The organism is Pseudomonas putida (genome assembly GCF_026625125.1).
GTDB lineage: Bacteria > Pseudomonadota > Gammaproteobacteria > Pseudomonadales > Pseudomonadaceae > Aquipseudomonas > Aquipseudomonas putida_X.
Genome location: NZ_CP113097.1, coordinates 3,943,792 through 3,967,158 on the forward strand (window position 1 = coordinate 3,943,792; position 23,367 = coordinate 3,967,158).

The window sequence follows — 23,367 nt, forward strand, 5'->3', positions numbered from 1 at the left end:
GATCACTCCCTTGAACGTTCCGCGCTCCTGCGAGGAATTCAACAGTACCGACAAAACCTGTACAAATCCAGATGACTGTACAATATTTTGATGCCAGGAAAGACCCATCCGCCGTGAATACGGCAAATTCACGGCTGCATACCTGTACAAAATAAAAATAGCGTACAAAGGAATGAACGGTCGCGCCCCAGGCTGCGCCTGGCAAAAAGCGCGAATGGAGGCGCTGTCGCGGCAACTGGCGGGCTGCTGCGACGCTTCAGAAAAGGGGGGAGTAATGGAGGGGGTGTTTCGGTTTGCGCGCCAACTGACGTTCAGCTTGCCTGGCAACGGCCCTAGGAGGAAGGCGCAACCAGCCTGTATCCCACCCCAGCCTCGGTGATGATGAACCGCGGTGCTGTTGGATCATCGCCCAGTTTCTGCCGCAAATGCCCCACGACAATCCGCAGATAATGGGTGTTCTCCACGTGTGTCGGGCCCCAGATATCCTTGAGCAACTGCTGCTGGGTAATGACCCGCCCCGGATGCCCGGCAAGTTGCGCCAACAACGCGTATTCCTTGCGCGTCAATGCCACCTCCGCGCCCTCAAGCGTCACCTTGCGAAAGGCGAAGTCCACGGTCAACGGCCCAAAGCTCGCGGTCACCTCGCCCCCACCCGCTTGCGGCACCTGGCGCAACAGCGCACGGACCCTGGCCAGAAACTCCTGGATGCCGAACGGTTTGGTCACATAGTCATTGGCCCCGCCATCCAGCGCATCGACCTTTTGCAGTTCGCTGGCACGCACCGACAGCACCAGCACCGGCACCGCACTCCACTCGCGCAACTCGCGCAGTACGTGCTGCCCGTCCATATCAGGCAAGCCGAGGTCGAGCACCACCAGGTCAGGCTTGGCCAAGGCAGCCTGAGCAAGCCCTTCGCTACCGGTGGCCGCCTCGATTACCTTGTAGCCTTGGGAGGCCAGGCTGATGCGCAGGAACTTGCGGATCTGCGGTTCGTCGTCAATGACCAGGAGGGTGGCGGACTGGCTCATGGGGTTTCGCTTTCGGCTTCGGGTTGTTGGGGCAAGGGCAAGCATAGAGTGATGCAGGTGCCATGGCCATCGATGCCTTCGCTGACCAGGATCTGCCCACCATGGGCACCGATCATGCCCTGGCAGATCGCCAGGCCCAGGCCAGTGCCCTGCCCGCCACGGTCGCCGCGGGCCGCGGTGTAGAACATGTCGAAGATTTTCTCGCGCTCGGCCACGGGGATACCAGGCCCTTGATCGCTGACCGCGAAGCGCAATTGCGCTTCGTGCACCGACACCTGCAGTTCGAGGCGGCCTTGGGCAGGTGAGAAGCGGGCCGCGTTCTCCAGCACGTTGATCAGCGCTTGTTCGATCAGCGCGGCGTGCACGAACAGCAACGGCAACTCGGCGGGCACCTCGGTGTGCACGCGCAGCGGCGCGAGCACCACGCGAAGGCGGTTCAGGGCACTGCCGACGATATCGGCCGGGGCGACCCAGTCGCGGGCCAGCTTCAGGCCGCCGTGGCCCAGGCGGGTCATGTCGAGCAGGTTCTGGATATAGCGGTCAAGGCGCTCGGCTTCGTTGCGGGTACCTTCCAACAGTTCGCGGCGGTCTTCGGTGGGGATGGCCTCGCCCAGCGCCAGCAGGCTGTCGATACTGCCACGCATGGCGGTCAGCGGTGTGCGAAGGTCGTGGGACACCGAGGCCAGCAGTGCACTGCGCAACTGCTCGGTCTCGCCGTGCAGCCGAGCGGCTTCCAGTTGCTCGGCCAGGCGAGCCCGGGCCAGCGCCTGGGCCAGCGGTTGACCAAGTGCCATGAGCAGCCGGCGGCGCTGGGCACTGAGAGGTTCGCCGGACTGGGGGCGCACGCCGAGCAGGGCCAGGGGATGATCGTCGACGATCAATGGCCACCACCACCAGCGGCCGTTAGGCAGGGTGTCGCTGCCATGGCCAGCGGCCTGCCCATGCTGCCAGGCCCATTCGGCGGCGGCGCGCTCGTTGTCGCTCAGGGCCTGAGCCTGGCCGCTGGCCACTTGCAACTGCCCTTCAGGGTTGCGTTCGAGCAGGCAGACGTGCACGTCCTGCCAGCCATTGAGGTGCTGGCCGGCGGCGTTGAACACGGCTTGCCGGTCGGTGGCGACCGTGAGCCGTCGCGACAGGTCGAGCAACTGGTTGGTCTGCGCCTGGGTTTCGCGAAGGGCCTGCAACTGCCGGCGCTGACGCGCAGCGAGGTTGCCGGTAAGCGCAGCCATCAACAGGAAGAACACCAGCGTCAGCACGTCTTCTTCGCGCTGAATGCTGAAGGAGAAATTCGGCGGGATGAACAGGAAGTCATAGGTCAGGAACGACAAGGCGGCACAGGCCAAGGCCGGGCCCAGGCTGCTGCGCACCGCAACCAGCAATACGGCGGCCAGGAACACCAGCGAAATATTGGGCAGCGCCAACACGCTCGACACCGCCCAGGACAACCCCGTCGCCAGCGCGGTGGCAGCCAGTGCCAACAGATAGTGGCGCCATACCCACACCCGTCGCACGGTCGAACGTGCCGGGGCCGGCTGGACATCGCGGTCGAGCACGTTGATTTCAAGCCCGTGGCTTTCACGCAGCAACCGGGCAGCCACGCCTGCACCGAACAGGCGACGACGCAGGCGGTCCCGAGACTGGCCTACCAGCACCAGGCTGGCTCGGCGCTCGACGGCATGCTGGATCAACGTGCGTGCCACCTCGCCTGCGCGCAGCAGCACCACTTCCCCGCCCAGGCGCTCAGCCAGTTGTTGCGCCGCCTGCAAACGCTGCCGTGCGGTTTCGTCGCGCAGCCGCCCGTTGTCCACATGCACCAGGCTCCAGGGCAAATGCCGACGCTGCGCAACCCGGCTGGCATGGCGCACCAGGCGTTCGGCCTGGTCGTCACCATCGACACCCACCAGCAGACGCCCGCGCAGTGCCGGCGCCTCTTGGCCACGCTGGCGGTAGCCGTGGGCCAGGTCGGCATCGACCTGTGCGGCGGCGGCCTGCATGGCCAGCTCACGCAACGCGGTGAGGTTGGTCTGGGAAAAATAGGCATCGATCGCAGCCCGAGCCTGCTCGGGCACATAGACTTTGCCCTCACGCAGACGTTCGAGCAGCTCGCGCGGCGGCAGGTCGATCAGCACCAGTTCGAAGGACTCCTGCAGCACCCAGTCCGGCAGGGTTTCACGCACGTGCACGCCGGTAATGTCGCGCACCTTGTCGTTGAGGCTCTCCAGGTGCTGGACGTTGACCGTGGTGTACACGTCGATCCCGGCGGCTAGCAGTTCCTGAACGTCTTGCCAGCGTTTGGCGTGACGGCTGCCCGGGGCGTTGCTGTGGGCCAGTTCGTCGACCAGGGCCAGATCCGGGGCGGCCTTGAGCAGGCCGTCCAGGTCCATTTCTTCCAGGGTGACACCACGGTATTCGCTGCGCAGCAGAGGTTGCTGGACCAGGCCAGACAGCAGTGATTCGGTTTCGGCGCGGCCGTGGGTTTCGACTACGCCTGCCAGTACGTGCACGCCTTGGCGCTGTTGGGCGTGGGCCGCCTGGAGCATGGCGTAGGTCTTGCCCACCCCGGGTGCTGCACCGAGAAATACCTTGAGCCTGCCACGCCCTTCGCGCGGCAGGTTGGCCAACAGCGCGTCTGCGCGGGCTGCGTCACTCATGCTTCATCCTTCAATAGCGCCACGATCGGTTTTTCTGGGCCTGCATCGCCGACAAGCCGACCCCCACAGGCGGTTCACAGCTTTGGAAAGTTGTGCACGACCTGTGTGAGCCGGCTTGCCGGCGATTGGGCCGCAAAGCGGCCCCACATTCATGACCCCAATTTGCTCAACGCTTGGTTAAGGGCCAGCACATTGACCACAGGCGGCCCGATCAATGGGTGGAGGGTGGCCTCTTCCAGCAGGGCTTGCAAGCGCTCTACCGGTATCTGGCGCGCCGCCGCCACCCGCGCAATCTGGTAGGCCACGGCCTGCGGTGGCAAATGCGGGTCCAGGCCACTGCCCGAGGTGGTCAGCAAGGCCTGCGGCACCGGCCCCTGCCCAGCCTGGTACAGCTTCGCGGCATCGCCCGTGACCCGTTCGGCCAGCGCCGGGTTGCTTGGCGACAGGTTGCTCGCGCTGCTGGCCACGGTGGCATAAGCCCCCGCCGAAGGCCGCGAATGGAACCAGCCATCGCCCTGGAAATCCTGGGCGATCAGTGCCGAGCCGCGCACCTTGCCCTGCTCATCGCGCACCAGGCTGCCATTGGCCTGCTCCGGAAAAACCACTTGCGCAACCCCGGTCACCGCCAGTGGATACAGCGCACCGGTGACCACTGCCAGTGACAGGATCAGGCTCAGCGCCGGGCGTACATATGTGTTCATGGTGGCCTCCTCAGACCAGGTGCAAAGCGTTGAGCAGCAGGTCGATCAGCTTGATCCCGACAAATGGCACGATGATGCCGCCCAGGCCGTAGATCAGCAGGTTGCGTCGCAGCAGATGAGCAGCACTGGCCGCCTGTACCCGCACACCGCGCAGCGCCAGCGGGATCAGTACGATGATGATCAGCGCGTTGAACACGATGGCCGAAAGGATCGCACTCTGCGGGCTGGCCAGGTGCATCAGGTTGAGCACGCCCAGTTGTGGGTAGATGGCGGCGAACAACGCCGGCAGGATGGCGAAGTACTTGGCCACGTCGTTGGCGATGGAAAAGGTGGTCAGCGCGCCACGGGTCACCAGCAACTCCTTGCCCACCTGGACCACGTCCAGCAGCTTGGTCGGGTCGCTGTCCAGGTCGACCATGTTGGCGGCTTCGCGCGCAGCCTGGGTACCGTCGTTCATGGCCATGCCCACGTCAGCCTGGGCCAGGGCCGGGGCGTCGTTGGCACCGTCGCCGCACATGGCCACCAGGCGGCCGTCATTCTGCTCCTGGCGGATGCGCGCCAGCTTCTTCTCCGGCGTGGCTTCGGCCAGCACGTCGTCAACACCGGCTTCGGCGGCGATGGCCGCGGCAGTCAGCGGGTTGTCGCCGGTCACCATCACCGTGCGAATACCCAGCTTGCGCAACTCGGCGAAGCGTTCGCGGATGCCAGGCTTGACCACGTCCTTGAGGTGGATCACACCGAGCAGGCGCTTGTCCACGCACACCAGCAGTGGCGTACCACCACTCTGGGCGATGCGTTCAACTTCACGCGTCAGCGCCAGCGGCATTTCCAGGCGCTGCATGCCGACGAAGGCGAGCACGGCATCAACGGCGCCCTTGCGGTAGCAATGCTGCTGGAAATCGATGCCCGACAGGCGTGTCTCGGCACTGAAGGCGACGGCGTTGTACTGCCCCGCGTCCGGCTCGACGAAGTCATGCAACTGGCGCAGGTACTCGACGATCGACTTGCCTTCGGCTGTGTCATCGGCCAGCGAAGCGAGCAAGGCACCTTCGCCCAGTTCCTTGGCAGTCACCCCGGTGGCGGCATGCAGGGCGCTGCAGCGGCGGTTGCCAAAGGTGATGGTACCGGTCTTGTCGAGCATCAGTGTGTGCACGTCACCGGCCGCCTCCACGGCACGGCCCGAGCGGGCGATCACGTTAAGGCGCACCAGGCGATCCATGCCGGCGATACCGATGGCCGACAGCAGGCCGCCAATGGTGGTCGGGATCAGCGTCACCAGCAGTGCCGCGAGGAAAATCAGTGGCAGGCTGCCGCCGGCGAAGTGAGCGAATGGCTGCAGCGTCACCACGACGATCAGGAAGATCAATGTCAGGCCGATCAGCAGAATGTCCAGCGCGATTTCGTTGGGCGTCTTCTGCCGCTTGGCGCCTTCGACCAGGGCGATCATGCGGTCCAGGGTCGACTCGCCAGGGTTGCTGGTGATGCGAATGAGCAACCAGTCGGAAACCAGCCGGGTATTGCCCGTGACAGCCGAGCGGTCACCACCGGATTCGCGAATCACCGGCGCCGACTCACCGGTGATGGCCGCTTCGTTGACCGCGGCGATGCCTTCGAGCACCTCGCCGTCACCTGGGATCATCTCGCCGGCCACCACACGGACTACGTCGTCCTTGCGTAACTGCGCAGCGGCAACGGTCTCGAACGTGCCGTCGCGCGTCCGGCGCTCTGCGGTCAGCCCCTGGCTGCCGGCCTTGAGGCTATCGGCGCGGGCCTTGCCCCGGCCCTCTGCCAGCGCTTCGGCAAAGTTGGCGAACAGCACGGTAAACCACAGCCACAACGCGATCTGCACGGCAACGCCGGTGCTCACGTCACTGCCGGGCGCAAAGCACAGCACGGTGGTCAAGACGGCGGTCAAAGCCACCACCAGCATGACCGGCGAGCGCTTGAGGTGACGCGGGTCAAGCTTGACGAATGCCTGCACCAGCGCCGGGCGCCACAGCGCGGCGAAGCGGGTCTGGTCCTTGGCGCTGTGCCGGGCGTTCACTTCAGGAATGGGCATATTCATGGTCGGTTCCTCAGAAACCCAGGCTCAGGTGTTCAGCGATTGGCCCAAGGGCCAGGGTCGGCAGGAAGGTCAGGCCGCCCACCAGCAGGATGGTCACCAGCAGCAGGCCGGTGAACAGCGGGCCATGGGTCGGGAAGCTGTTGAGCCCTTGGGGCGCGCTTTTCTTCGCAGCCAGGCTGCCAGCCAAGGCCAGGATCGGCAGGATGTAGCCAAAGCGGCCGATGAGCATGGCCAGGCCGATCATCACGTTGTGGAACACTGTGTTGGCGCCGAAACCTGCGAACGCCGAGCCGTTGTTGGCGGCGCCGGAGGTGTAGGCGTAAAGCAACTGGCTGAAGCCATGTGCCCCCGGGTTGCTGACCGCGCCGGCAGGGCCTGGCAGGCTGGCGGCGATAGCGCCAAGCACCAGCACGCCCACCGGCATCACCAGCAGGGTTGCCACCAACAGTTGCACTTCCCGGGCCTGCAGTTTCTTGCCGAGGTATTCCGGGGTCCGGCCGATCATCAAGCCGGCCAGGAACACCGCGATCAACACGAACAGCAACATGCCGTAGAGCCCCGCGCCAACACCGCCGAAGATCACCTCGCCGACCATCATGTTGACCATGGCGACCATGCCGGTGAGTGGGTTGAGGCTATCGTGCATGGCGTTGACCGACCCGTTGGACGCTGCGGTGGTGGTTACCGCCCACAGCACCGAGCCGGTCGTGCCGAAGCGGCTTTCCTTGCCCTCCAGGGGTGCGCTCTGCTGAACCTGCGCGCTGTCAAGCGCCGGGTTGGGCTGGTGCTCCGACCACAGCGCGGTCGCGCCGCCAATCAGAAACAGGCCGAGCATGCAGGCAAGAATCGCCCGGCTCTGGCGCAGGTCCTTGACGTAATGGCCGAAGGTGAAGACCAGGGCGGCCGGGATCAGGATGATCGAAGCCACCTCGAACAGGTTGCTCCAGGCCGTGGGGTTCTCGAACGGGTGCGCCGAGTTGACACCGAAGAAACCGCCACCGTTGGTCCCCAATTGCTTGATCGCGATCTGGCTGGCGGCAGGGCCGAGCGGAATCGTCTGGTCAGCGCCTTGCAGGGTCACTGCGTGGGCGTAGTCAGCGAAAGTCTGCGGCACACCCTGCCAGACCAGCAGCAGCGCGAGCACCAGGCAGAACGGCAACAGGCCGTACAGGGTGGCACGGGTCATGTCGACCCAGAAATTGCCGATACTGCTGGTCGAGCGCCGGGCGATGCCGCGGCACAAGGCGACCAGTACGGCCAGCCCGGTAGCGGCGCTGACGAAGTTCTGTACAGTCATGCCCAGCATCTGGCTCAGGTAACTGACCGAAGCTTCACCGCTGTAAGCCTGCCAGTTGGTGTTGGTGACGAAACTCACCGCGGTGTTGAACGCCAACGACCATTCCAGGCCGGGCAAGTGTTGCGGGTTGAGCGGCAGATACCCTTGCAGCAACAGCACGCTGAAGAGCAGCACGAAGCCGGCCAGGTTGAATGCCATCAGCGCCAGGGCGTACTGCTTCCAGTTCTGTTCCTGATCGGCGCGCACGCCGGCCAGCCGGTAGCAGCCCCGCTCCACCGGCCCAAGCAGCGGCGTCAGCCAAGTCCGCTGCCCTTCCATGACGTTGAAGTAGAACCGCCCGAGCCAGGGTGCCGATAGCAGCACGATAGCGAAAAACGCCACCAGCAACGCGTAGTCATAACTGTGCATGGCCGCTCCCTAGCTGCGATCGGCGCGCAGCAGCGCCATCAGCAGGTAAACCGCCAATGCCACTGCCAGTAGCAGTGACAGCCCGTCGAGCATGTTCATGTGTGGATCTCCCCTGGTTACGGCTTGAGCCGCTTTGGGGGAATTGTCCTAGGGGAAGGCGTAAAGGGGCGAGGTCGAGGCGCGGGGCTGGGGATAAAGAATGCGTAAAGATCAGGACGGGCATCGCCTGCACCGGCCCATTGGCGGGGCAAGCCCGCCAGGGGTCAGGCAGGCTAAGGTTGGGGGGTTGGCTGCCCGGCGTTGCGGCTCCAGTCCAGCAGCAGGCTATACCCCACCGCCAGCAGGGTCGGCCCGATGAACAGGCCAATGAAGCCAAAGGCAATCAAACCGCCAAACACCCCGAGCAGCACGATGACCAGCGGCAGGTTACCGCCCCTGCTGATCAGGTAAGGCTTGAGCACGTTGTCCACACCACTGATGACGAAGGTGCCCCAGATACCCAGGAACACCGCCATGCCGTACTCACCCTTCCATACCAGCCAGGCCGTCGCGGGTATCCACGCCAGTGGCGGCCCCATGGGGATCAGGCTGAGCATGAAGGTGACCAGGCCCAGCACGATGGCCCCCGGCACACCGGCAATCAGGAAGCCGATCAAGGCCAGCAGTGCCTGTGCCGCCGCAGTACCGATCACCCCGTTCACCACCCGTTGCACGGTGCCCGCTACCAGGTCCAGGTAATACTCGGCACGCTCACCAACAAGACGCTTCAGCAAACGCAGGACGAACGCCGCCAGGCGCGGGCCATCGCGGTAGAAGAAGAATACGAACACCAGGCTCAGCGTCAGCTCCAGCACACCGCTGCCGATCTGCGCACTGCGTGCCAGCAACCAGTTGCCGACCTGCCCCAGGTAAGGCTTGACCGACGCGATCAGCGCCGCGCCCTGCTGGTCCAGGGATTGCCAGCCGCTGACCAGCCGCTCACCGACCAGCGGAATGCCACCCAGCCACGCTGGGGCATCAGGCAAGCCATCGACCTGGACGTCGCGCACGAAGGCAGTGGCGTCCCGAACGTGGTCGGCGAGGTTGAAGCCCAGCCACACCAGCGGCAAGGCCACGATCAGGATCCAGGCCGAGGTCAGCAGGCCTGCCGCCAATGTTTCACGCCCACCCAGTGCGCGCGTCAGCAGGCGCATCAGCGGCCAACTGGCAAATGCCAGGATCGCCCCCCACAACAACGCGGAGATGAACGGTGCCATCACCCACAACGCGGCGCCGAGCAAGGTCAGCAGGATAATCTGGATCAGCAGGCGATCATTGTTGGCCATGGTGGCGCTCATTCAACGGATCAGTTCCAGGTGCAGGCCATCGGTGGGGGCATTGCCGACTTCGAGCCGGTTGCTGCGTACGCCGGCCTTGATCAGTTGCTGACGCCAGGCTTCGGCCTGGGCACCGCTGAGGCTGGCGCGCAACGTGATATCCAGCTTCAGGCTGCGCCCCAACAGCGCCACCCACGCAGGCTCAGGTGCACCCAGGTCGGGGTAGTCGAGCTTGCCAGTGTCGCGCATTTCAAGCAGCACCGTGGCGGGTGTCGGCAGCAATTCACCCAGCGGGCTGCTGGCGACGAACTCTTCCACGTGCAGGTAGGCGCGACGGTTGCCGCGGGTTACGGCGTAAAGCGCCACCAGGGTATCGGCCTCTTCGGCGGAGCGGCGCAGAAGGATGAACGCCTGCTGCTCGTCACCGCCATTGAGCCGCGCGCTGCCGAAGACCTCGTTGCCCCACAGGCTGGCTTCGCCGCAATCGCGGCCCAGACACCAGAACAACGGATAGCCGCCATCGCGCTGCAGTGCTTCACGGGCGCTGGCAAAAGCCTCGCGCGCCGTGCGCTCTTCCGGCAGCTCGTAGGTGATGGAGCTGACCTGACCCCGGCTCTCGACCTTGGCGTCCACGCGCAGACGGCCGCTGATCTTGCGCAGTGGGCCCATTGGGTAGATGCGTTCCTGCTCGACTGCCGGGCGTTGTTCGACCACTTTGGCGTCCACAGGCACCGGCAGGGCGCCGGCCCACAGCAACGGGCTGACGAGCGCCAGGCAGGCGCCGGCCGTGCGAATCATGACGGGCACGCTCATCGGCGACCCGCGCGGCGCCGAGCGCCGTGATGAAGCTCCAGGATGTCTGGCAGTTGCATGGTTGTCTCCCTGTTCAACCCGCCAAGCCTCGACACTTGTCCGGCTCAAGTCAAGCAAAGCCAAAGAAGCGATTGATACAGTCTGCGACAAGGGTCGCGCCGTGTTCATCGTTCAGGTGCAGATGATGGCCACCGGGTAGCACCGTCTGTTCAAAGGTTAGCTGCTCCAGCAGCTCAGCGTGGCGCGCCAGCATGCCATCGGCCGCCACCACCAGGCAGGCCGGGCAGTTCACCCGGCGCACATAGGCCATGGCCTGGGCATGGCTCAAGCGCACCGGCGACGGTAACGTCAGGCGGCTGTCACTGCGCCAGCTGTAACCGCCGGGCACCGGCATCAGTCCGCGCTGGGCGAGCAACTCGGCAGCGTCCCGGCTGACCGCGACCATGCCCTTCATGCGCGCCTGCACGCCCTCCTCCAGGGTCTTGTAGACCGACTTGCGTTTGCCATCCAGGCGCAACTGGGCCTGCAGCGCCAACCCCAGGCGCTCGCCGGCATCCTCCTCGGCCCCGGTCGGCGGGATGACGCCATCGATCAGCGCCAGATGGCTGACCCGCTCTGGCAGGGCGGCGGCCAGTTGCACCGAAATGATCGCCCCCAGCGAATGCCCCAAGAGGGCAAACCGTTGCCAGCCCAGTTGTTCGGCAACCCGCAGTACATCATGGGCGTAGTCGGCCAGCGCATAGCCGGCGCCTGGCGGGCGGTGCTGCGAGTAGCCGTGCCCGGCAAGGTCCAGGGCGAGGATACGCAGGCCTTTCAACTGCGGTGCGAGGCGGGCAAAACTGTTGGCGTTGTCCAGCCAGCCATGCAGGGCGATCACCGGCAGGCCATCTTCGGGGCCGAACAGGTGAGCAGCCAGTTCGATATGGCCGAGGCTGAGACGGATTTCCTCGACATGGGCACTCATGCCTGGCCCCAGCGGTCGAACAGGCCTTTGATCAGGCTGGCAGTGTCTGTCGGCCGCTCCAGCGGGAACATGTGCCCACCGGGCACGCTGTGGTATTCGCCCTTGGGCATGCCGCGCACAGCCAACGTGTGGTGGCGACGGATCACATTGCTGCGCTCCCCCCGCACCATCGCCAGGGGCACCTGAAGCTGCCGTGCAGGGGCCGGGCTGGCGTGAGGAATGCTGCGGTAGATGCTGATCTCGGTAGCCGGATCGAAGCGCAGGCGTACCCCCTGCTCCACGTCTTCCAGGCCATGCTCGAGGTAGGCTTCCAGGCAGTCGGGGTCAAAATGCCGGAACAGCTTCTTGCTGGCGAAATAATCCCGTGCGCTGGCGCGGTCGCTGAACGCTTCTCGCCGGCCCAGGGTACGGCCAGCAGGGGTAATGCGGTCGATGAAGCCAAAGCGCTTGGCGGTGCGCAGCAACCACTGATCGGCGCGGGTCAGCACCGGTGAGTCAAGCATGACCACACCGCGGTAATACGCCGGGCAGCGCAGGGCTGCATGCAGGTGCAGCACGCCACCGAGCGAGTGCCCGACACCCCACACCGGCTGATCCTGCCTGGCCAGGTGGTGCAAGAGTTCGTCCACCAGGCTCTGCCAGTTCTCGTTCACCGGAAAGCGGGGGTCGTGAGCATGCTGGGGCAAATGCTGCACCTGGTAATCCGGCGCCAGGGCAGCGAACAGCTTGCCGTAGGTGGCCGACGGGAATCCGTTGGCATGGGCGAAGAAGATCTGCTGCGACATGGCACCTGGTCCGGTACGGGGATGATGGCCCATTGTCGGCATCCCGCTCGCGCTCGGCAACGCCTGTAAAGGTCATCGGCGAGGGCGATCAGGTCACCGAGGGCTCACCAGGCGGGTATGCGAGCAATCGGCAGAGGGCACGGCAACAGGCACCAAGGCCCGTTGCCGATCACTCAAGGGGCGTGATGCAGGGCCTGCAGGGTCATCAGCCCCGCCAGCGGCCAGTCGCCTTCAAGCTGCGCCAGGCTGGCGGTGCTCAGCGGCGCAGGCTGTTGCGCGTGGCCATGCTCCAGCATGCCCACCAGCGCGCCCACCAACGGCTGGTGGCTGACCAGCAATACCTGGTCAAGCCCCAGGCGTTCGAGTTCGGCGATCACCTCTTGCACGTTGCTTTCCGGCGTCAGCCAGGGCACGGTGCGCACCGGCTCGGCGAAGCCCAGGGTGTCATGCACCAGGGCGGCCGTTTGCTGAGCACGCACGTAGGGGCTGGCAAGGATGGCCTGCAGCGGCTGGCCAAGCAGGTGCGCAGCACTGTGCAGCACCTGCTCGCGGCCGTGGGCAGTCAGGCGTCGTTCGGCGTCGGTGTTGGCCCTGGGCTCAGCCTCACCGTGGCGCAATACCCACAGTTTCACAGCTTGGGCTCCTCGTCGCGCACCGGATGGGGTGCTGGGGCAACGGCATGGGGCGCTTCGCCTTCCGGCGCACGCGGCGTGGGCCAGTCAGCGAAAGGCCACGGTTTGCTGTCGGTATGGAAGGTGCCAAAGCGACCGATCTGCGCCAGATACTGGCTCAGGCTGTCGCCGAAGTTCATCAGGCTGGCGCTCGGCGCGCCGTAGATCAGGCGGTAGATGAGCTGCACCAGCACCAGGCCGCCGAGCAGCAGCTCGGCCAATTGCCACACCACCAGAAACACCAGCATCCATAACACACGCAGGATGATCGACTCGCGCTGGGCGCGCTCAGGGGTATCGTTCATGTGTCGCTCCTTGTTCTGTTCAAAGCCGCGGCAGGCTCAGTTGAAACCGCTGATGGAAATGAAGTCGACGTCGGTCTTGGGCTCGGCACGCATCAAGCGCTCGATCACCTGGTTCAGCGTGCGGCCTTCGAAGAGGATGGCGTGCAGCCCGGCCACCAGCGGCATGTAGACCTGGACCTCCTCCGCCTTGGCCTTGAGTACCTTGAGGGTATTGACCCCTTCGGCCACTTCGCCCAGGCGAGTGACCGCCTGCTCCAGCGTCAGGCCCTGGCCCAGGGCGTGACCGACCTGGTAGTTGCGGCTCTTGGGCGAAGAGCAGGTGACGATCAGGTCGCCGACCCCGGCAAGGCCGAGGAAGGTCATGGGGTTGGCACCTTGGCTCACGGCGAAACGGGTCATTTCGGCCAGCGCCCGGGTAATCAGCATGCTCTTGGTGTTTTCGCCCATCCCCAATGCCACGGCCATGCCAGCGATGATCGCATAGACGTTCTTCAGGGCACCGCCCAGCTCGACACCGAAGCGGTCGCTGCTGGCGTAGACACGGAAGGTGCGCCCGTGCAATACCGCCTGCACGCGCTGGCAGAGGTCTTCATCTTCGCTGGCGACCACGGTAGCGGTCAGCGCATGCTCAGCGATCTCGCGGGCCAGGTTTGGCCCGGACAACACACCGATTCGCGCATCGGGCGCGATTTCTTCGAGGATCTGGCTCATCAGCTTGAAGCTCTGTGCTTCGATGCCTTTGGTCAGGCTGACCAGGCATTTGCCGCGTAACAGCTCGGCATGCGGGGCCAGGACGCTGCGCAAGGCGCTGGAAGGCAGCGCAACGAAGATCAGGTCGCTGCTGTGCAACGTGCCCAGCAGGTCGTTGACCGGCTCGACGCCGTCATGCAGGCGGATGCCTTTGAGGTAGCGCGGGTTCTCGCGATTGATGCGCATGGCCTCGGCCTGCTCAGGGTCACGCATCCATTGGCGCACCGGCACGCCGTTCTGCGCCAGCAGGTTCGCCACTGCGGTGCCGAAGCTGCCGCCTCCCAGAACCGCAACAGGTTGCTGTTCAGTCATATTCGATCCGTTAAAGCCATTAGTTAATTGGCGACGGGGCCCATTATACGACCAAGCCAGGGATTGCGAGCTACAAGCTGCAAGCTGCAAGCTGCAAGCTGCAAGCTTCAAGCCATAAGAAACCCTTGTGGCCAGTGAGGTCGCTGTTTCTTGCAGCTTGCAGCTTGCAGCTCGTAGCTTGCAGCTTGCAGCTCGCAGCCCGCAGCCCACCGTTTGGCTGGCAAAAGCTCCATGGTCAGTTAACATGCCTGTTTCAACTCTGATACAAGGCCGTATCGTGTTCCCTGGCACGCCTCCCTACCCTCGCCTGTTGCTGCTCACAGCATTGCTCGGCAGCCCGGCCGTGGCCGACGACCTGTTCATCGACAACGCCGACCTGCCACAGGTTCTGACCGCCACGCGGCTGAAACAGTCCCCGGCCGCCGTGCCGGGCAGCATGACCGTGCTCGACAGCGAACTGATCCGAGCCAGCGGCGCCCGCGACATTCCCGAACTGCTGCGCCTGGTGCCGGGGATGATGATCGGCTACGGCGCCGGCAACCAGCCGACCGTCAACTACCACGGCACCAACGTCAACGAAGCCCGACGCATGCAGGTGCTCATCGACGGCCGCTCGGTGTACCGCGCCGGCCTGGCCACGGTGGACTGGAGCGACATCCCGGTGGCGCTGGAGGACATCGAACGCATCGAGGTGTTCCGCGGCCCCAACACCGTCAGCTACGGCGCCAACGCACTGATGGCGGTGGTCAACATTCTCACCCGCAATCCCGCCGACAGCCACGGCACGCGCATGAAACTGACCCGCGGCCAGGATGGCATCGATGACTACTACCTCAGCCACGGCTTCGGCTGGGACGGCGGTGACCTGCGCCTGTCGGTGTCGGGCCAGAAAGATGACGGCTTCGATGAAAACCAGTTCGGCCAGGATTACCGCGACAGTCGCCGCCTGAACCGCTTCAACCTCAGCGTCAGCCACAACCTCGCGATAAACCAGACCCTGGAATGGCAACTGGCAGCCAAAGAAGGCAGCAACCAGCGGCCCTATACCTACCAGCCCGTATTCCCCTTCGTCACCGAAAGCGGCAACAATGCCGACGTCAATGCCAAGGACTACGCAGGCTCCGTGCGCTGGAACATCGACTTCAACCCTGACCACAGCCTGTACGTGCAGGGCTCGGCTCAGCACTTCGACCGCCAGCAGGTCTGGCGCGCCTGCGACGCAGCGCTGTCGTTCAGCCCGGAACTGACCCGGCTGTGGCAGCTCAACCCGAATTTCGCCGAGCAGGTCGCCCGCGGCGCGAACAACCCGCCCAACAGCAGCAACCCCGAAGAGCAGGCGCTGGTCGATGCCATCAAGGACCAGTGGAACAACCAGGGCGGCAGCAACGTGGTGTGCGGCGATGTCGACCAGAGCACCCGGGAAACCCGCTACGACCTGGAAATCCAGGACACCCTGAGCCTGACCGAAAACCTGCGCCTGCTCAGCGGCATGAACTACCGTTATGACCGCGCCGACTCGCAGACGTATTTCGACGGCGGCCTGGACGATCAGACCTGGCGCCTCTTTGGCCAGTTGGAGTGGCGCGCGGACGAGCATTGGATCGTGCAGGGCGGCGCGATGTTCGAAGATTCGCAACTGTCCGGCAGCTCGCTGTCACCGCGCATGGCGGTCAACTACCTGATCACCCCGCGCCACGGCTTGCGTGCGGTGTACTCCGAGGCAGTGCGCTCCCCGGACATGTTCGAGAACAACGTCAACTGGAGCTACACGGTCACGAACCTGACCCCTACTGCGTTCGGCCAGCAGAACGGCGAGTATTTCGTCAAGACCCGCGGGCCGGGCGACCTCGACCAGGAACGCATGCGCTCACGTGAGCTGGGCTACAACGGCCAGTTCACCGATATCGACCTGAACATGGATGTGAAGCTGTTCTACGACGAGATCACCGGAATGATCAGCGAGCCACTGCGCAACAACCAGTACATCGCCAGTAACGCCAACAAGGCCCGATTCAGCGGCAGCGAGGCACAGCTGGACTGGCGCCCCACCCGGCGCGACCGCCTGCGGCTCACGTATGCCTATGTCGATGCCTGGGCCAGCAACCCCGCCGACAGCGCCAACACTGCCCGCAACAGTGGCTCGGCGGGGTGGATGCGCGAATGGGGTGATGGCTGGTCCAGTGCGCTGTTCTACTACGGTGACGATGCACTCAACCAGTACCGCTACGAGCGCCTCGACCTGCGCCTGGCCAAACGCTTTCGTATCCAGGGCAGCACCCTCGAACTGGCCGCGTTATGGCAGCAGCGCCTGGACGACGAACCGACCACCACCGTGCAGAACCGCTATGACAGCCGTCACCGCCTGAGCGTCAGCGCGGAGCTGGAGTTCTGATGGCCCGCCTGCTGCGCCTGCTGGTGTTCTGCCTTTGGCCAATGGGTTCGCTGTCCGCCAGCGAAATCCTGTTGGTCGGTGGCGAGGAACAGCCCGGCATCCGTAGCTTCGTCGCAGCGCTCGAAAGCCGCCGCAACCACGATCAGGTAAGGTTTCAGACCGTCGACCAACTGCCTAGCCCAGGCAAGCTTCAGGCCGACCTGCGCCTGGTGCTGCTTGACAGCGCCGCACTGGAGTGGCGCCTGGCCGAGAGCAAAGGCCCGCCGGCCTTGGCCATGCGCATTAGCCGCGTAGAGGCCGAGCAGCGCCTGGGAAAGTCACGACCGGCGTACTTGACCCTGCTGTGGAGTGATCCGCCCCTGGCCCGCCAGTTGCGCCTGGCCCGCTACCTGTTGCCGCAAGCCCAACGCATCGGCGTGCTGTACGCAGAACACAGCCATTTTCTGCTTGACGAACTGCGCCAGGCGGCCCGGCCTCTGGGGCTGGAAATCGTCGCCCAGCAATGGCCGGACCAGCGCGACAGCCGACCACTGCTGAATCTGTTGGGCAACAGCGACGTGCTGCTGGGCCTGGAAGACCCCGACCTCTACAACTCCAAGACCGCCAAGAACCTGCTGCTCAGCAGCTACGGCCGGCAGATGGCGTTGATCGGCCCGAACGCCGGTTTTGTCCGCGCCGGTGCTCTGGCCAGTACCTACAGCGACCAGGAAGACTGGCTGGCGGTGCTCGACCGACTGCTCGACCGCCCGCCAGCGCAATGGCCGCGCAGCCTGTACCCCGACCGCTTCGGGGTCAGTGGCAACCAGCAGGTGGCTCGCGCCCTGGGCCTGGAACCGATCGATCCAAACGCCACTGCCAAGGTTTTGGCCGAAGGAGAACCCACCCCATGAGCAAACGCCTGAGCTGGGATATCCACACCCGCACCCAGATCATCAGCCTGGGCCCTGCGCTGCTGCTGACGTTGCTGCTGATCAGCTTCTTCACCTTCGTGCGTATTCAGGACCTGCGTCAGGAACTCAACCATACCGGCCAACTGATCGCCAACCAATTGGCCCCGGCATCCGAATATGGGGTGATCTCAGGCAACAACGAAGTGCTCGAGGGGTTGATGCGTGCCACCCTGAGCATTCCACATGTGCGCTTCCTGGAAGTGCAGGACAGCCGCAACCATATCCTCGTCTACGTCGAGCAGGCCGACGAAAGCACCAACCGGGCGCAGCGGGTAGAGGTATTCCAGGCCCCGATCCGCCTTCAACAGATCCGCCTGGACAGTGACTTCCTGCAGCAGGGCAAGGCGCCATCGCCGGCGATCGGGGACGATTATCTGGGGCGGGTGATCGTCGGCATGTCGGACGACGCCTTCAGCCAGCGCCAACAGGAGATCGTCATCAAGGCCGGCATCCTGGCACTGTTCGCCCTGCTGTTCACCTTCCTGCTGGCACGCCGCCTGGCCATGAGCCTCGCAAAGCCGATCAGCGACATGGGCCATGCGGTCAAGGCCATCCAGCAAGGCGACTACAACACCCCGCTGCCAGTGGTCGACGACAGCGAACTGGGGCACCTGGCGCGCCATATCAACAACCTGGCCAGCGCCCTGGAACAGGCCAGCGCCGAACAGAAGCAAGCCATTGCCCAGTTGATCCAGGCCCGCGAGGAGGCCGAGCAGGCCAACGGCGCCAAGTCGGAGTTCCTGGCGATGATGAGCCACGAGTTGCGTACCCCCATGAATGGCGTGCTGGGCATGCTGCAGCTGCTCGAAACCACCCAGCTGACCAGCGAGCAGGCCGAGTACACCGCTGTGGCCAGCGAGTCCACTGGGCACTTGCTCAAGGTGATCAACGACATTCTCGATTTCTCCCGGATCGAACGCACCACCCTGCAACTGGAGCATATCGACTTCAACCTCGGCGAGCTGATCGCCAGCAGCGTGCAGTCCTTCCAGCACAGCGCACAGCAACGGGGCCTGGACCTGCAACTGCAATTACCGCCCCAGAGCCAGCAGCTTCAAGTGGTCGGCGACCCCACACGCATCCGCCAGATCCTCCTCAACCTGGTCGGCAATGCCTTGAAGTTCACTGAACGGGGCCAGGTGCAGGTCGAGGCTCGTTGGCAGGCGCTCGATCGTCAGACGCTCTGGTTCACCTGCAGCGTGCGCGACACCGGCATCGGCATCGACAGCGAACGCCTGGAAATGATGTTCGTCGCCTTCCAGCAGGCCGACAGCTCGATTTCACGGCGCTATGGCGGTACCGGCCTGGGGCTGTCCATCGCTCGTACCCTCGCTGAACGCATGGGCGGCACGCTGCGCGGGGAGAGCCACGAAGGGCTGGGCTCGACCTTCACCCTGGAAATGCCGCTCGCCCTGGCCAGCCCTGCTGCTGCGGCATTGCCCGGCGCGCTGGTGGCTCACACCCCGCTCGCCCAAGGCGAACGGATCCTGCTGGTGGAGGACAATCCGGTCAATCAGAGCGTTATCGAAGCCATGTTGCGCAGCCTGGGCCTGGAAGTCAGCGTGGCCCAGGACGGCATCCAGGCCGTGGAAAAGGTCAGCCAGCAGCACTTTGCGGCCATCCTGATGGACTGCCGCTTGCCACAGCTCGATGGTTATGAAGCCACCCGACGCATACGCCTGCTGCCCAACGGCGGCCAGCTGCCGATCATCGCCCTGACCGCCAACGCCCTGCAGGGTGACCGGGAACGCTGCATGGCCGCCGGCATGGACGATTACCTGAGCAAACCGTTGCGTCGCACTGACCTGCAGCAGGTGTTGCAACGCTGGCTGCCTGGCCGGACAGTCGCGACTGGCGATAAATGCTAAAGTGCGGCAGTCTTAAGGACTGGACAGGACCGTCATCGGCCCTGAAAATAGACGTTTCAGTGCACACCTGTACTTCTTTCGCCAGGTGCGCTGTGACTTTCACTACAACGCAATAGTCTACCTGTAGGCTGCCGCCCGGACTGATGCCGGGTTGGCCGGGAAGATTCATCCCCTGCCACAGGGGGTTATTGAGGAGCTCGCATGACCAAACAACACGCCTTTACTCGGGAAGACCTGCTGCGCTGCAGTCGCGGTGAGCTGTTCGGCCCAGGTAATGCGCAACTGCCCGCGCCGAACATGCTGATGGTCGATCGCATCACCCATATCAGCGAAGAAGGCGGCAAGTACGGCAAAGGTGAATTGGTCGCCGAGCTGGATATCACCCCGGACCTGTGGTTCTTCGCCTGCCATTTCGAAGGCGACCCGGTAATGCCTGGCTGCCTGGGCCTGGATGCCATGTGGCAGCTGGTTGGTTTCTTCCTGGGCTGGCAGGGCCTGCCCGGCCGTGGCCGCGCCCTGGGTTCGGGTGAAGTGAAATTCTTTGGCCAGGTGTTGCCCACCGCCAAGAAAGTCACCTACAACATTCACATCAAGCGCGTCCTGAAGGGCAAGCTGAACATGGCCATCGCCGATGGCTCGGTCAGCGTTGACGGCCGCGAGATCTACACTGCCGACGCCCTGCGGGTCGGCGTGTTCACCTCCACTGACAATTTCTAAGGGTTATTCGCATGCGCCGCGTCGTTATAACTGGTCTGGGCATCGTATCGTGCCTGGGCAATGACAAAGCTACCGTCACCGAAAACCTGCGCAACAGCCGTCCGGGTATCCGTTACAACCCGGAATACAAGGAACAGGGGCTGCGTAGCCAGGTTTCCGGTTCCATCGACCTCAACCTCGAAGAACTGATCGACCGCAAGGTCTACCGCTTCGTCGGCCACGCTGCGGCCTATGCCTACCTGGCGATGCAGGACGCGATCAAGGACGCCGGCCTGACCGAAGAGCAGGTTTCCAACCCGCGTACCGGCCTGGTGGCTGGCTCCGGCGGGGCCTCGACCCTGAACCAGATGGAAGCACTGGACACCCTGCGTGAGAAAGGCGTCAAGCGTGTCGGCCCCTACCGCGTCACCCGCACCATGGGCAGCACCGTCTCGGCGTGCCTGGCCACCCCGTTCAAGATCAAGGGCCTGAACTACTCCATCTCATCGGCCTGCGCCACCTCGGCACACTGCATCGGCACCGCCCTGGAGCAGATCCAGTGGGGCAAGCAAGACATCGTCTTCGCCGGTGGCGGTGAAGAAGAGCACTGGAGCCAATCGTTCCTGTTCGATGCCATGGGTGCCTTGTCGACCAAGCGCAACGATACGCCAGAACTGGCTTCGCGCGCTTACGATGCCGACCGTGATGGCTTCGTCATCGCTGGCGGCGGCGGTATGGTCGTGGTCGAGGAACTGGAACACGCCCTCGCCCGTGGCGCCAAGATCTACGCCGAAATCGTCGGCTACGGCGCGACCTCCGACGGCTACGACATGGTTGCCCCAAGCGGCGAAGGTGCCATTCGCTGCATGCAGCAGGCACTGGCCACCGTCGACACCCCGATCGATTACCTGAACACCCACGGCACCTCGACGCCGGTCGGCGACGTTGCCGAAATCAAAGGCGTTCGCGCCGTGTTCGGCGACAAGGCGCCCAAGATCAGCTCGACCAAGAGCCTGTCGGGCCACTCGCTGGGTGCTGCTGGCGTGCATGAGGCGATCTACTGCCTGCTGATGATGGAGAACAACTTCATCGCCGGTTCCGCCAACATCGACGAACTGGATCCGGAAGTCGCTGACCTGCCGATCCTGCGCAAAACCGAAGAAAACGCCAAGATCGACACGGTCATGAGCAACAGCTTCGGCTTTGGCGGCACCAACGCCACCCTCGTGCTCAAGCGCTGGACTGGCAAGTGATGCTTTGACGCTGTAAATGAAAACGCCCCGACTGGTTCGGGGCGTTTTCTTTTGTGTATGCCTGTGCCGCGCAGCGCTGCGCTGCGCTGCGGGCAGAGCGTCAGCGAGCCTTGGGCAAGACCGCCAGGAAGTTGTCCCGCGCCACCTGCTGCGCCACCTCCTGCGGCAAAGCATCCAGAAACGGCTCGAAGCCGTGCATCTGCTCCCCCACGCTGCCAAACTTGCCCACCACGTCAGACCCAAGCATGAAGCGCTCAGGGAAGCGCTCGACCAGCGCCAGCCAAGCCTTGCGCGGCACACCCTTGTCATCCAGCAGGTACGGCTTGAGCACAGTCCAGGACAAGTCGATATACAGGTTGGGGTAGTCCTCGAGCAGGCGCGTCAGCACCGGCAATAAAAAATCCATCTGCGTCTGATGCCGATGAATCTCCATGCTCGTGCCCGCGTGCGCCCAGATGAACCGAGTATGCGGATGATTACGCAACGGTTCTTCGATCTCGGCCAGGTAAAGCGGGTTGCGCTCACGCTTTGAGGTGATGTTCGAATGCAGCAGCACCGGCATGTCGCGTTCGGCTGCCAGGTGATAGATACGCGTCATGGCCTCGTTGTTGGCGCGGGGCGTGTCCCCGCTGGTGAGCGCAGTGAGGTCGTCGTGCCGGGTGAAGACTTCACCTATGCCCTGCCAGAGCCCAGGGTAGAGATCGAGCATGCGCTCGATATGGCTGACCGCATTCTTGTCTACCGGATTGAAACCGGTCAGGAAAGGGTGAAAGCGCTTGCGCTGCTCCGCCGGCAGCTTCTGCAGCGCCGCCGCCACGTAGGTGTCGGTTGCGCTGTACCAGTAGGCATCGGCGTCGTCACCGGCGTAGTAGCGCGGCCGCTTGGGCTCATCCTCGTGCCATTTCTTGGCCACCGGAATACCGGAAATCATCGAGTGATCGACACCGGCTTCATCCATGGCCTTGATCAGTGCAGACATGCCTTCAGTCTCCTGAAAGAAGTCCACATAGTGCAGGTGGGCGTCACTGTAGCGATAATCACGCGCCTGTGCCGCCTGGCACCACGTTACGCACAACAACAGGCAGGCCAGCACTCTGGCAATCATGGGGCAGCATCCTTCTCTGGGTATGAGCAGAATAGACCTGACGGGCTAGCCAGCGGTTCAGCCGTGCACGGCAAACCGCTATGCTGTTGCTATTTCCCACCGCCTGGAGCACAGCATGAGCAGCCCATTGGTCATTCGCCCGCGCGCCGAATCGGTCGAGGGCCAGCCGATCCTGCGCCCACTGCCGTCGGCGCAGTGCCGCAGCGTTGGCCCGTTCGTGTTCTTCGACCACATGCTCGAAACCGACTATGCGCCGGGCCATGGTATGGATATCCGCCAACACCCACATATCGGCCTGTCGACCCTGACCTACCTGTTCGAAGGCGCGATCCTGCACAAAGACAGCCTGGGCACCGAGCAGCGCGTTCTGCCTGGCGATGTCAGCTGGATGACTGCCGGCAGCGGTGTGGCGCATGTCGAGCGCACGCCTGCCGACGCCCTGGCCCACGGCTCACGCCTGCACGGGCTGCAGGTGTGGCTGGCATCGCCGCGTGAGCTGGAACAAAGCCCGCCGAGCTACAGCCATCACCCCGCCGCCAGCCTGCCCGTGAGCGATAGCCTTGGGGTACGCATTTGTATGATTGCCGGCAGCGGTTTTTGCCTGGAATCACCGGTGCCCGTGCTCTCCCCCACCCTTTATGCGCACGTACAGATGCAGCCGGCAACGACGCTGCTGATACCGCCTGACCACGTGCAGCGGGCGCTGTACCTGCTCGATGGCGAGTTGGTGCTGGGCGATGAGGATGTGGAGCCTTGCAGCCTGGTGGTGCTGCCGGAGGGCGAGGATGTGACGCTGTATGCGCAGGGCGAGTGCCAGCTGGTGCTGATTGGCGGGAAGCCGCTGGACGGGCCGCGGCGGATGAACTGGAATTTCGTGGCCAGTGACCCGGAACTGATCGAGCAGGCCAGAGCCCGCTGGGCTGCGGGAGATTGGCCGCAGGTGCCTGGGGAAACCTCAAGGATCGAGTTGCCCCGGTAGTTTTGGGGCTGCTCTGCAGCCCATCGCCGGCAAGCCACACACATGGACTTGCGCCGGC

Annotated in this window: 20 protein-coding genes; 6 read left to right on the forward strand and 14 right to left on the reverse strand. The window is 64.2% G+C overall.

The window, feature by feature from the left end:
• Positions 1-332: 332 nt before the first annotated feature.
• The 13 genes from OSW16_RS18315 to OSW16_RS18375 all read right to left on the reverse strand — a co-directional run bounded on the left by OSW16_RS18315 (position 333) and on the right by OSW16_RS18375 (position 14,066).
• A complete protein-coding gene (locus OSW16_RS18315) occupies positions 333-1,028 on the reverse strand; it encodes a response regulator (protein ID WP_241807023.1) in 696 nt (231 codons plus the stop codon).
• On the reverse strand, positions 1,025-3,679 hold the full coding sequence (locus OSW16_RS18320) for a sensor histidine kinase (protein ID WP_267817389.1): 2,655 nt from the start codon (positions 3,677-3,679) through the stop codon (positions 1,025-1,027). Before OSW16_RS18320 ends, OSW16_RS18315 begins: the two co-directional genes overlap by 4 nt.
• Before the next feature lie 149 nt (positions 3,680-3,828).
• Positions 3,829-4,380, reverse strand: a complete 552-nt coding sequence (gene kdpC / locus OSW16_RS18325; RefSeq protein ID WP_241807025.1) for a potassium-transporting ATPase subunit KdpC — start codon at positions 4,378-4,380, stop codon at positions 3,829-3,831.
• A gap of 10 nt (positions 4,381-4,390) precedes the next feature.
• Positions 4,391-6,445 (reverse strand): potassium-transporting ATPase subunit KdpB, encoded by a 2,055-nt coding sequence (gene kdpB / locus OSW16_RS18330; RefSeq protein ID WP_267817392.1) that lies wholly within the window; start codon positions 6,443-6,445, stop codon positions 4,391-4,393.
• 10 nt (positions 6,446-6,455) lie between these two features.
• Entirely contained in the window at positions 6,456-8,150 is a 1,695-nt protein-coding gene (gene kdpA / locus OSW16_RS18335) for a potassium-transporting ATPase subunit KdpA (protein WP_267817394.1), read from the reverse strand.
• A 9-nt stretch (positions 8,151-8,159) separates the two neighbouring features.
• Positions 8,160-8,249 carry a K(+)-transporting ATPase subunit F gene (gene kdpF / locus OSW16_RS18340; RefSeq protein WP_039602773.1) on the reverse strand — a complete coding sequence of 30 codons (90 nt, stop codon included), beginning with the start codon at positions 8,247-8,249 and terminating at the stop codon, positions 8,160-8,162.
• 173 nt (positions 8,250-8,422) lie between these two features.
• A complete protein-coding gene (locus tag OSW16_RS18345) occupies positions 8,423-9,475 on the reverse strand; it encodes an AI-2E family transporter (protein ID WP_267817397.1) in 1,053 nt (350 codons plus the stop codon).
• A 12-nt stretch (positions 9,476-9,487) separates the two neighbouring features.
• Positions 9,488-10,279 carry a DUF4892 domain-containing protein gene (locus OSW16_RS18350; RefSeq protein ID WP_267817400.1) on the reverse strand — a complete coding sequence of 264 codons (792 nt, stop codon included), beginning with the start codon at positions 10,277-10,279 and terminating at the stop codon, positions 9,488-9,490.
• A gap of 109 nt (positions 10,280-10,388) precedes the next feature.
• Complete coding sequence (locus tag OSW16_RS18355) at positions 10,389-11,243, reverse strand: alpha/beta hydrolase (RefSeq protein WP_267817402.1); 855 nt, start codon at positions 11,241-11,243, stop codon at positions 10,389-10,391.
• Positions 11,240-12,028 carry an alpha/beta fold hydrolase gene (locus tag OSW16_RS18360; protein WP_241807031.1) on the reverse strand — a complete coding sequence of 263 codons (789 nt, stop codon included), beginning with the start codon at positions 12,026-12,028 and terminating at the stop codon, positions 11,240-11,242. The genes OSW16_RS18355 and OSW16_RS18360 overlap by 4 nt, the downstream gene beginning before the upstream one ends.
• 173 nt (positions 12,029-12,201) lie before the next feature.
• Positions 12,202-12,660 (reverse strand): phosphohistidine phosphatase SixA, encoded by a 459-nt coding sequence (sixA, locus tag OSW16_RS18365; protein ID WP_267817404.1) that lies wholly within the window; start codon positions 12,658-12,660, stop codon positions 12,202-12,204.
• On the reverse strand, positions 12,657-13,004 hold the full coding sequence (locus OSW16_RS18370; protein WP_046785237.1) for a DUF4389 domain-containing protein: 348 nt from the start codon (positions 13,002-13,004) through the stop codon (positions 12,657-12,659). Before OSW16_RS18370 ends, sixA begins: the two co-directional genes overlap by 4 nt.
• A 36-nt stretch (positions 13,005-13,040) precedes the next feature.
• The gene (locus OSW16_RS18375) at positions 13,041-14,066 is read right to left on the reverse strand and encodes an NAD(P)H-dependent glycerol-3-phosphate dehydrogenase (protein ID WP_267817408.1); all 1,026 of its coding nucleotides are present in this window, start codon (positions 14,064-14,066) and stop codon (positions 13,041-13,043) included.
• A 244-nt stretch (positions 14,067-14,310) separates the two neighbouring features.
• Here OSW16_RS18375 and OSW16_RS18380 point away from each other — a divergent pair, with 244 nt between their 5' ends.
• From OSW16_RS18380 to fabB, 5 genes are all read left to right on the forward strand, one after another.
• Positions 14,311-16,458 carry a TonB-dependent receptor plug domain-containing protein gene (locus OSW16_RS18380; RefSeq protein WP_267817409.1) on the forward strand — a complete coding sequence of 716 codons (2,148 nt, stop codon included), beginning with the start codon at positions 14,311-14,313 and terminating at the stop codon, positions 16,456-16,458.
• Positions 16,458-17,348 carry an ABC transporter substrate-binding protein gene (locus tag OSW16_RS18385; protein ID WP_267817411.1) on the forward strand — a complete coding sequence of 297 codons (891 nt, stop codon included), beginning with the start codon at positions 16,458-16,460 and terminating at the stop codon, positions 17,346-17,348. Before OSW16_RS18380 ends, OSW16_RS18385 begins: the two co-directional genes overlap by 1 nt.
• Positions 17,345-19,276: an ATP-binding protein gene (locus OSW16_RS18390; protein ID WP_267817413.1), complete on the forward strand. Its 1,932-nt coding sequence runs from the start codon at positions 17,345-17,347 to the stop codon at positions 19,274-19,276. The genes OSW16_RS18385 and OSW16_RS18390 overlap by 4 nt, the downstream gene beginning before the upstream one ends.
• 201 nt (positions 19,277-19,477) lie before the next feature.
• Positions 19,478-19,993 carry a 3-hydroxyacyl-[acyl-carrier-protein] dehydratase FabA gene (fabA, locus tag OSW16_RS18395; protein WP_241807037.1) on the forward strand — a complete coding sequence of 172 codons (516 nt, stop codon included), beginning with the start codon at positions 19,478-19,480 and terminating at the stop codon, positions 19,991-19,993.
• Between the two features lie 11 nt (positions 19,994-20,004).
• Complete coding sequence (fabB, locus tag OSW16_RS18400) at positions 20,005-21,225, forward strand: beta-ketoacyl-ACP synthase I (protein WP_012315335.1); 1,221 nt, start codon at positions 20,005-20,007, stop codon at positions 21,223-21,225.
• 100 nt (positions 21,226-21,325) lie between these two features.
• Here fabB and OSW16_RS18405 read toward each other — a convergent pair whose 3' ends face one another.
• Positions 21,326-22,330, reverse strand: a complete 1,005-nt coding sequence (locus tag OSW16_RS18405; RefSeq protein WP_267817417.1) for an amidohydrolase family protein — start codon at positions 22,328-22,330, stop codon at positions 21,326-21,328.
• Between the two features lie 115 nt (positions 22,331-22,445).
• Between OSW16_RS18405 and OSW16_RS18410 the strand changes: the two genes are divergently transcribed.
• Entirely contained in the window at positions 22,446-23,309 is an 864-nt protein-coding gene (locus tag OSW16_RS18410) for a pirin family protein (RefSeq protein WP_267817419.1), read from the forward strand.
• The last annotated feature ends 58 nt before the right edge of the window (positions 23,310-23,367 follow it).

What these genes read in the sequence shown, in the direction of transcription:
- OSW16_RS18410 (WP_267817419.1), top strand. Translation starts at nt 22,446, where the DNA reads ATGAGCAGCCCATTGGTCATTCGCCCGCGCGCCGAATCGGTCGAGGGC.
- OSW16_RS18350 (WP_267817400.1), bottom strand. Translation starts at nt 10,279, where the DNA reads ATGAGCGTGCCCGTCATGATTCGCACGGCCGGCGCCTGCCTGGCGCTC.
- fabB (WP_012315335.1), top strand. Translation starts at nt 20,005, where the DNA reads ATGCGCCGCGTCGTTATAACTGGTCTGGGCATCGTATCGTGCCTGGGC.
- OSW16_RS18345 (WP_267817397.1), bottom strand. Translation starts at nt 9,475, where the DNA reads ATGGCCAACAATGATCGCCTGCTGATCCAGATTATCCTGCTGACCTTG.
- kdpF (WP_039602773.1), bottom strand. Translation starts at nt 8,249, where the DNA reads ATGAACATGCTCGACGGGCTGTCACTGCTACTGGCAGTGGCATTGGCG.
- OSW16_RS18390 (WP_267817413.1), top strand. Translation starts at nt 17,345, where the DNA reads ATGAGCAAACGCCTGAGCTGGGATATCCACACCCGCACCCAGATCATC.
- OSW16_RS18375 (WP_267817408.1), bottom strand. Translation starts at nt 14,066, where the DNA reads ATGACTGAACAGCAACCTGTTGCGGTTCTGGGAGGCGGCAGCTTCGGC.
- kdpA (WP_267817394.1), bottom strand. Translation starts at nt 8,150, where the DNA reads ATGCACAGTTATGACTACGCGTTGCTGGTGGCGTTTTTCGCTATCGTG.
- OSW16_RS18370 (WP_046785237.1), bottom strand. Translation starts at nt 13,004, where the DNA reads ATGAACGATACCCCTGAGCGCGCCCAGCGCGAGTCGATCATCCTGCGT.
- OSW16_RS18385 (WP_267817411.1), top strand. Translation starts at nt 16,458, where the DNA reads ATGGCCCGCCTGCTGCGCCTGCTGGTGTTCTGCCTTTGGCCAATGGGT.
- OSW16_RS18315 (WP_241807023.1), bottom strand. Translation starts at nt 1,028, where the DNA reads ATGAGCCAGTCCGCCACCCTCCTGGTCATTGACGACGAACCGCAGATC.
- OSW16_RS18355 (WP_267817402.1), bottom strand. Translation starts at nt 11,243, where the DNA reads ATGAGTGCCCATGTCGAGGAAATCCGTCTCAGCCTCGGCCATATCGAA.
- OSW16_RS18380 (WP_267817409.1), top strand. Translation starts at nt 14,311, where the DNA reads ATGCCTGTTTCAACTCTGATACAAGGCCGTATCGTGTTCCCTGGCACG.
- OSW16_RS18320 (WP_267817389.1), bottom strand. Translation starts at nt 3,679, where the DNA reads ATGAGTGACGCAGCCCGCGCAGACGCGCTGTTGGCCAACCTGCCGCGC.
- OSW16_RS18405 (WP_267817417.1), bottom strand. Translation starts at nt 22,330, where the DNA reads ATGATTGCCAGAGTGCTGGCCTGCCTGTTGTTGTGCGTAACGTGGTGC.
- kdpB (WP_267817392.1), bottom strand. Translation starts at nt 6,445, where the DNA reads ATGAATATGCCCATTCCTGAAGTGAACGCCCGGCACAGCGCCAAGGAC.
- OSW16_RS18360 (WP_241807031.1), bottom strand. Translation starts at nt 12,028, where the DNA reads ATGTCGCAGCAGATCTTCTTCGCCCATGCCAACGGATTCCCGTCGGCC.
- fabA (WP_241807037.1), top strand. Translation starts at nt 19,478, where the DNA reads ATGACCAAACAACACGCCTTTACTCGGGAAGACCTGCTGCGCTGCAGT.
- kdpC (WP_241807025.1), bottom strand. Translation starts at nt 4,380, where the DNA reads ATGAACACATATGTACGCCCGGCGCTGAGCCTGATCCTGTCACTGGCA.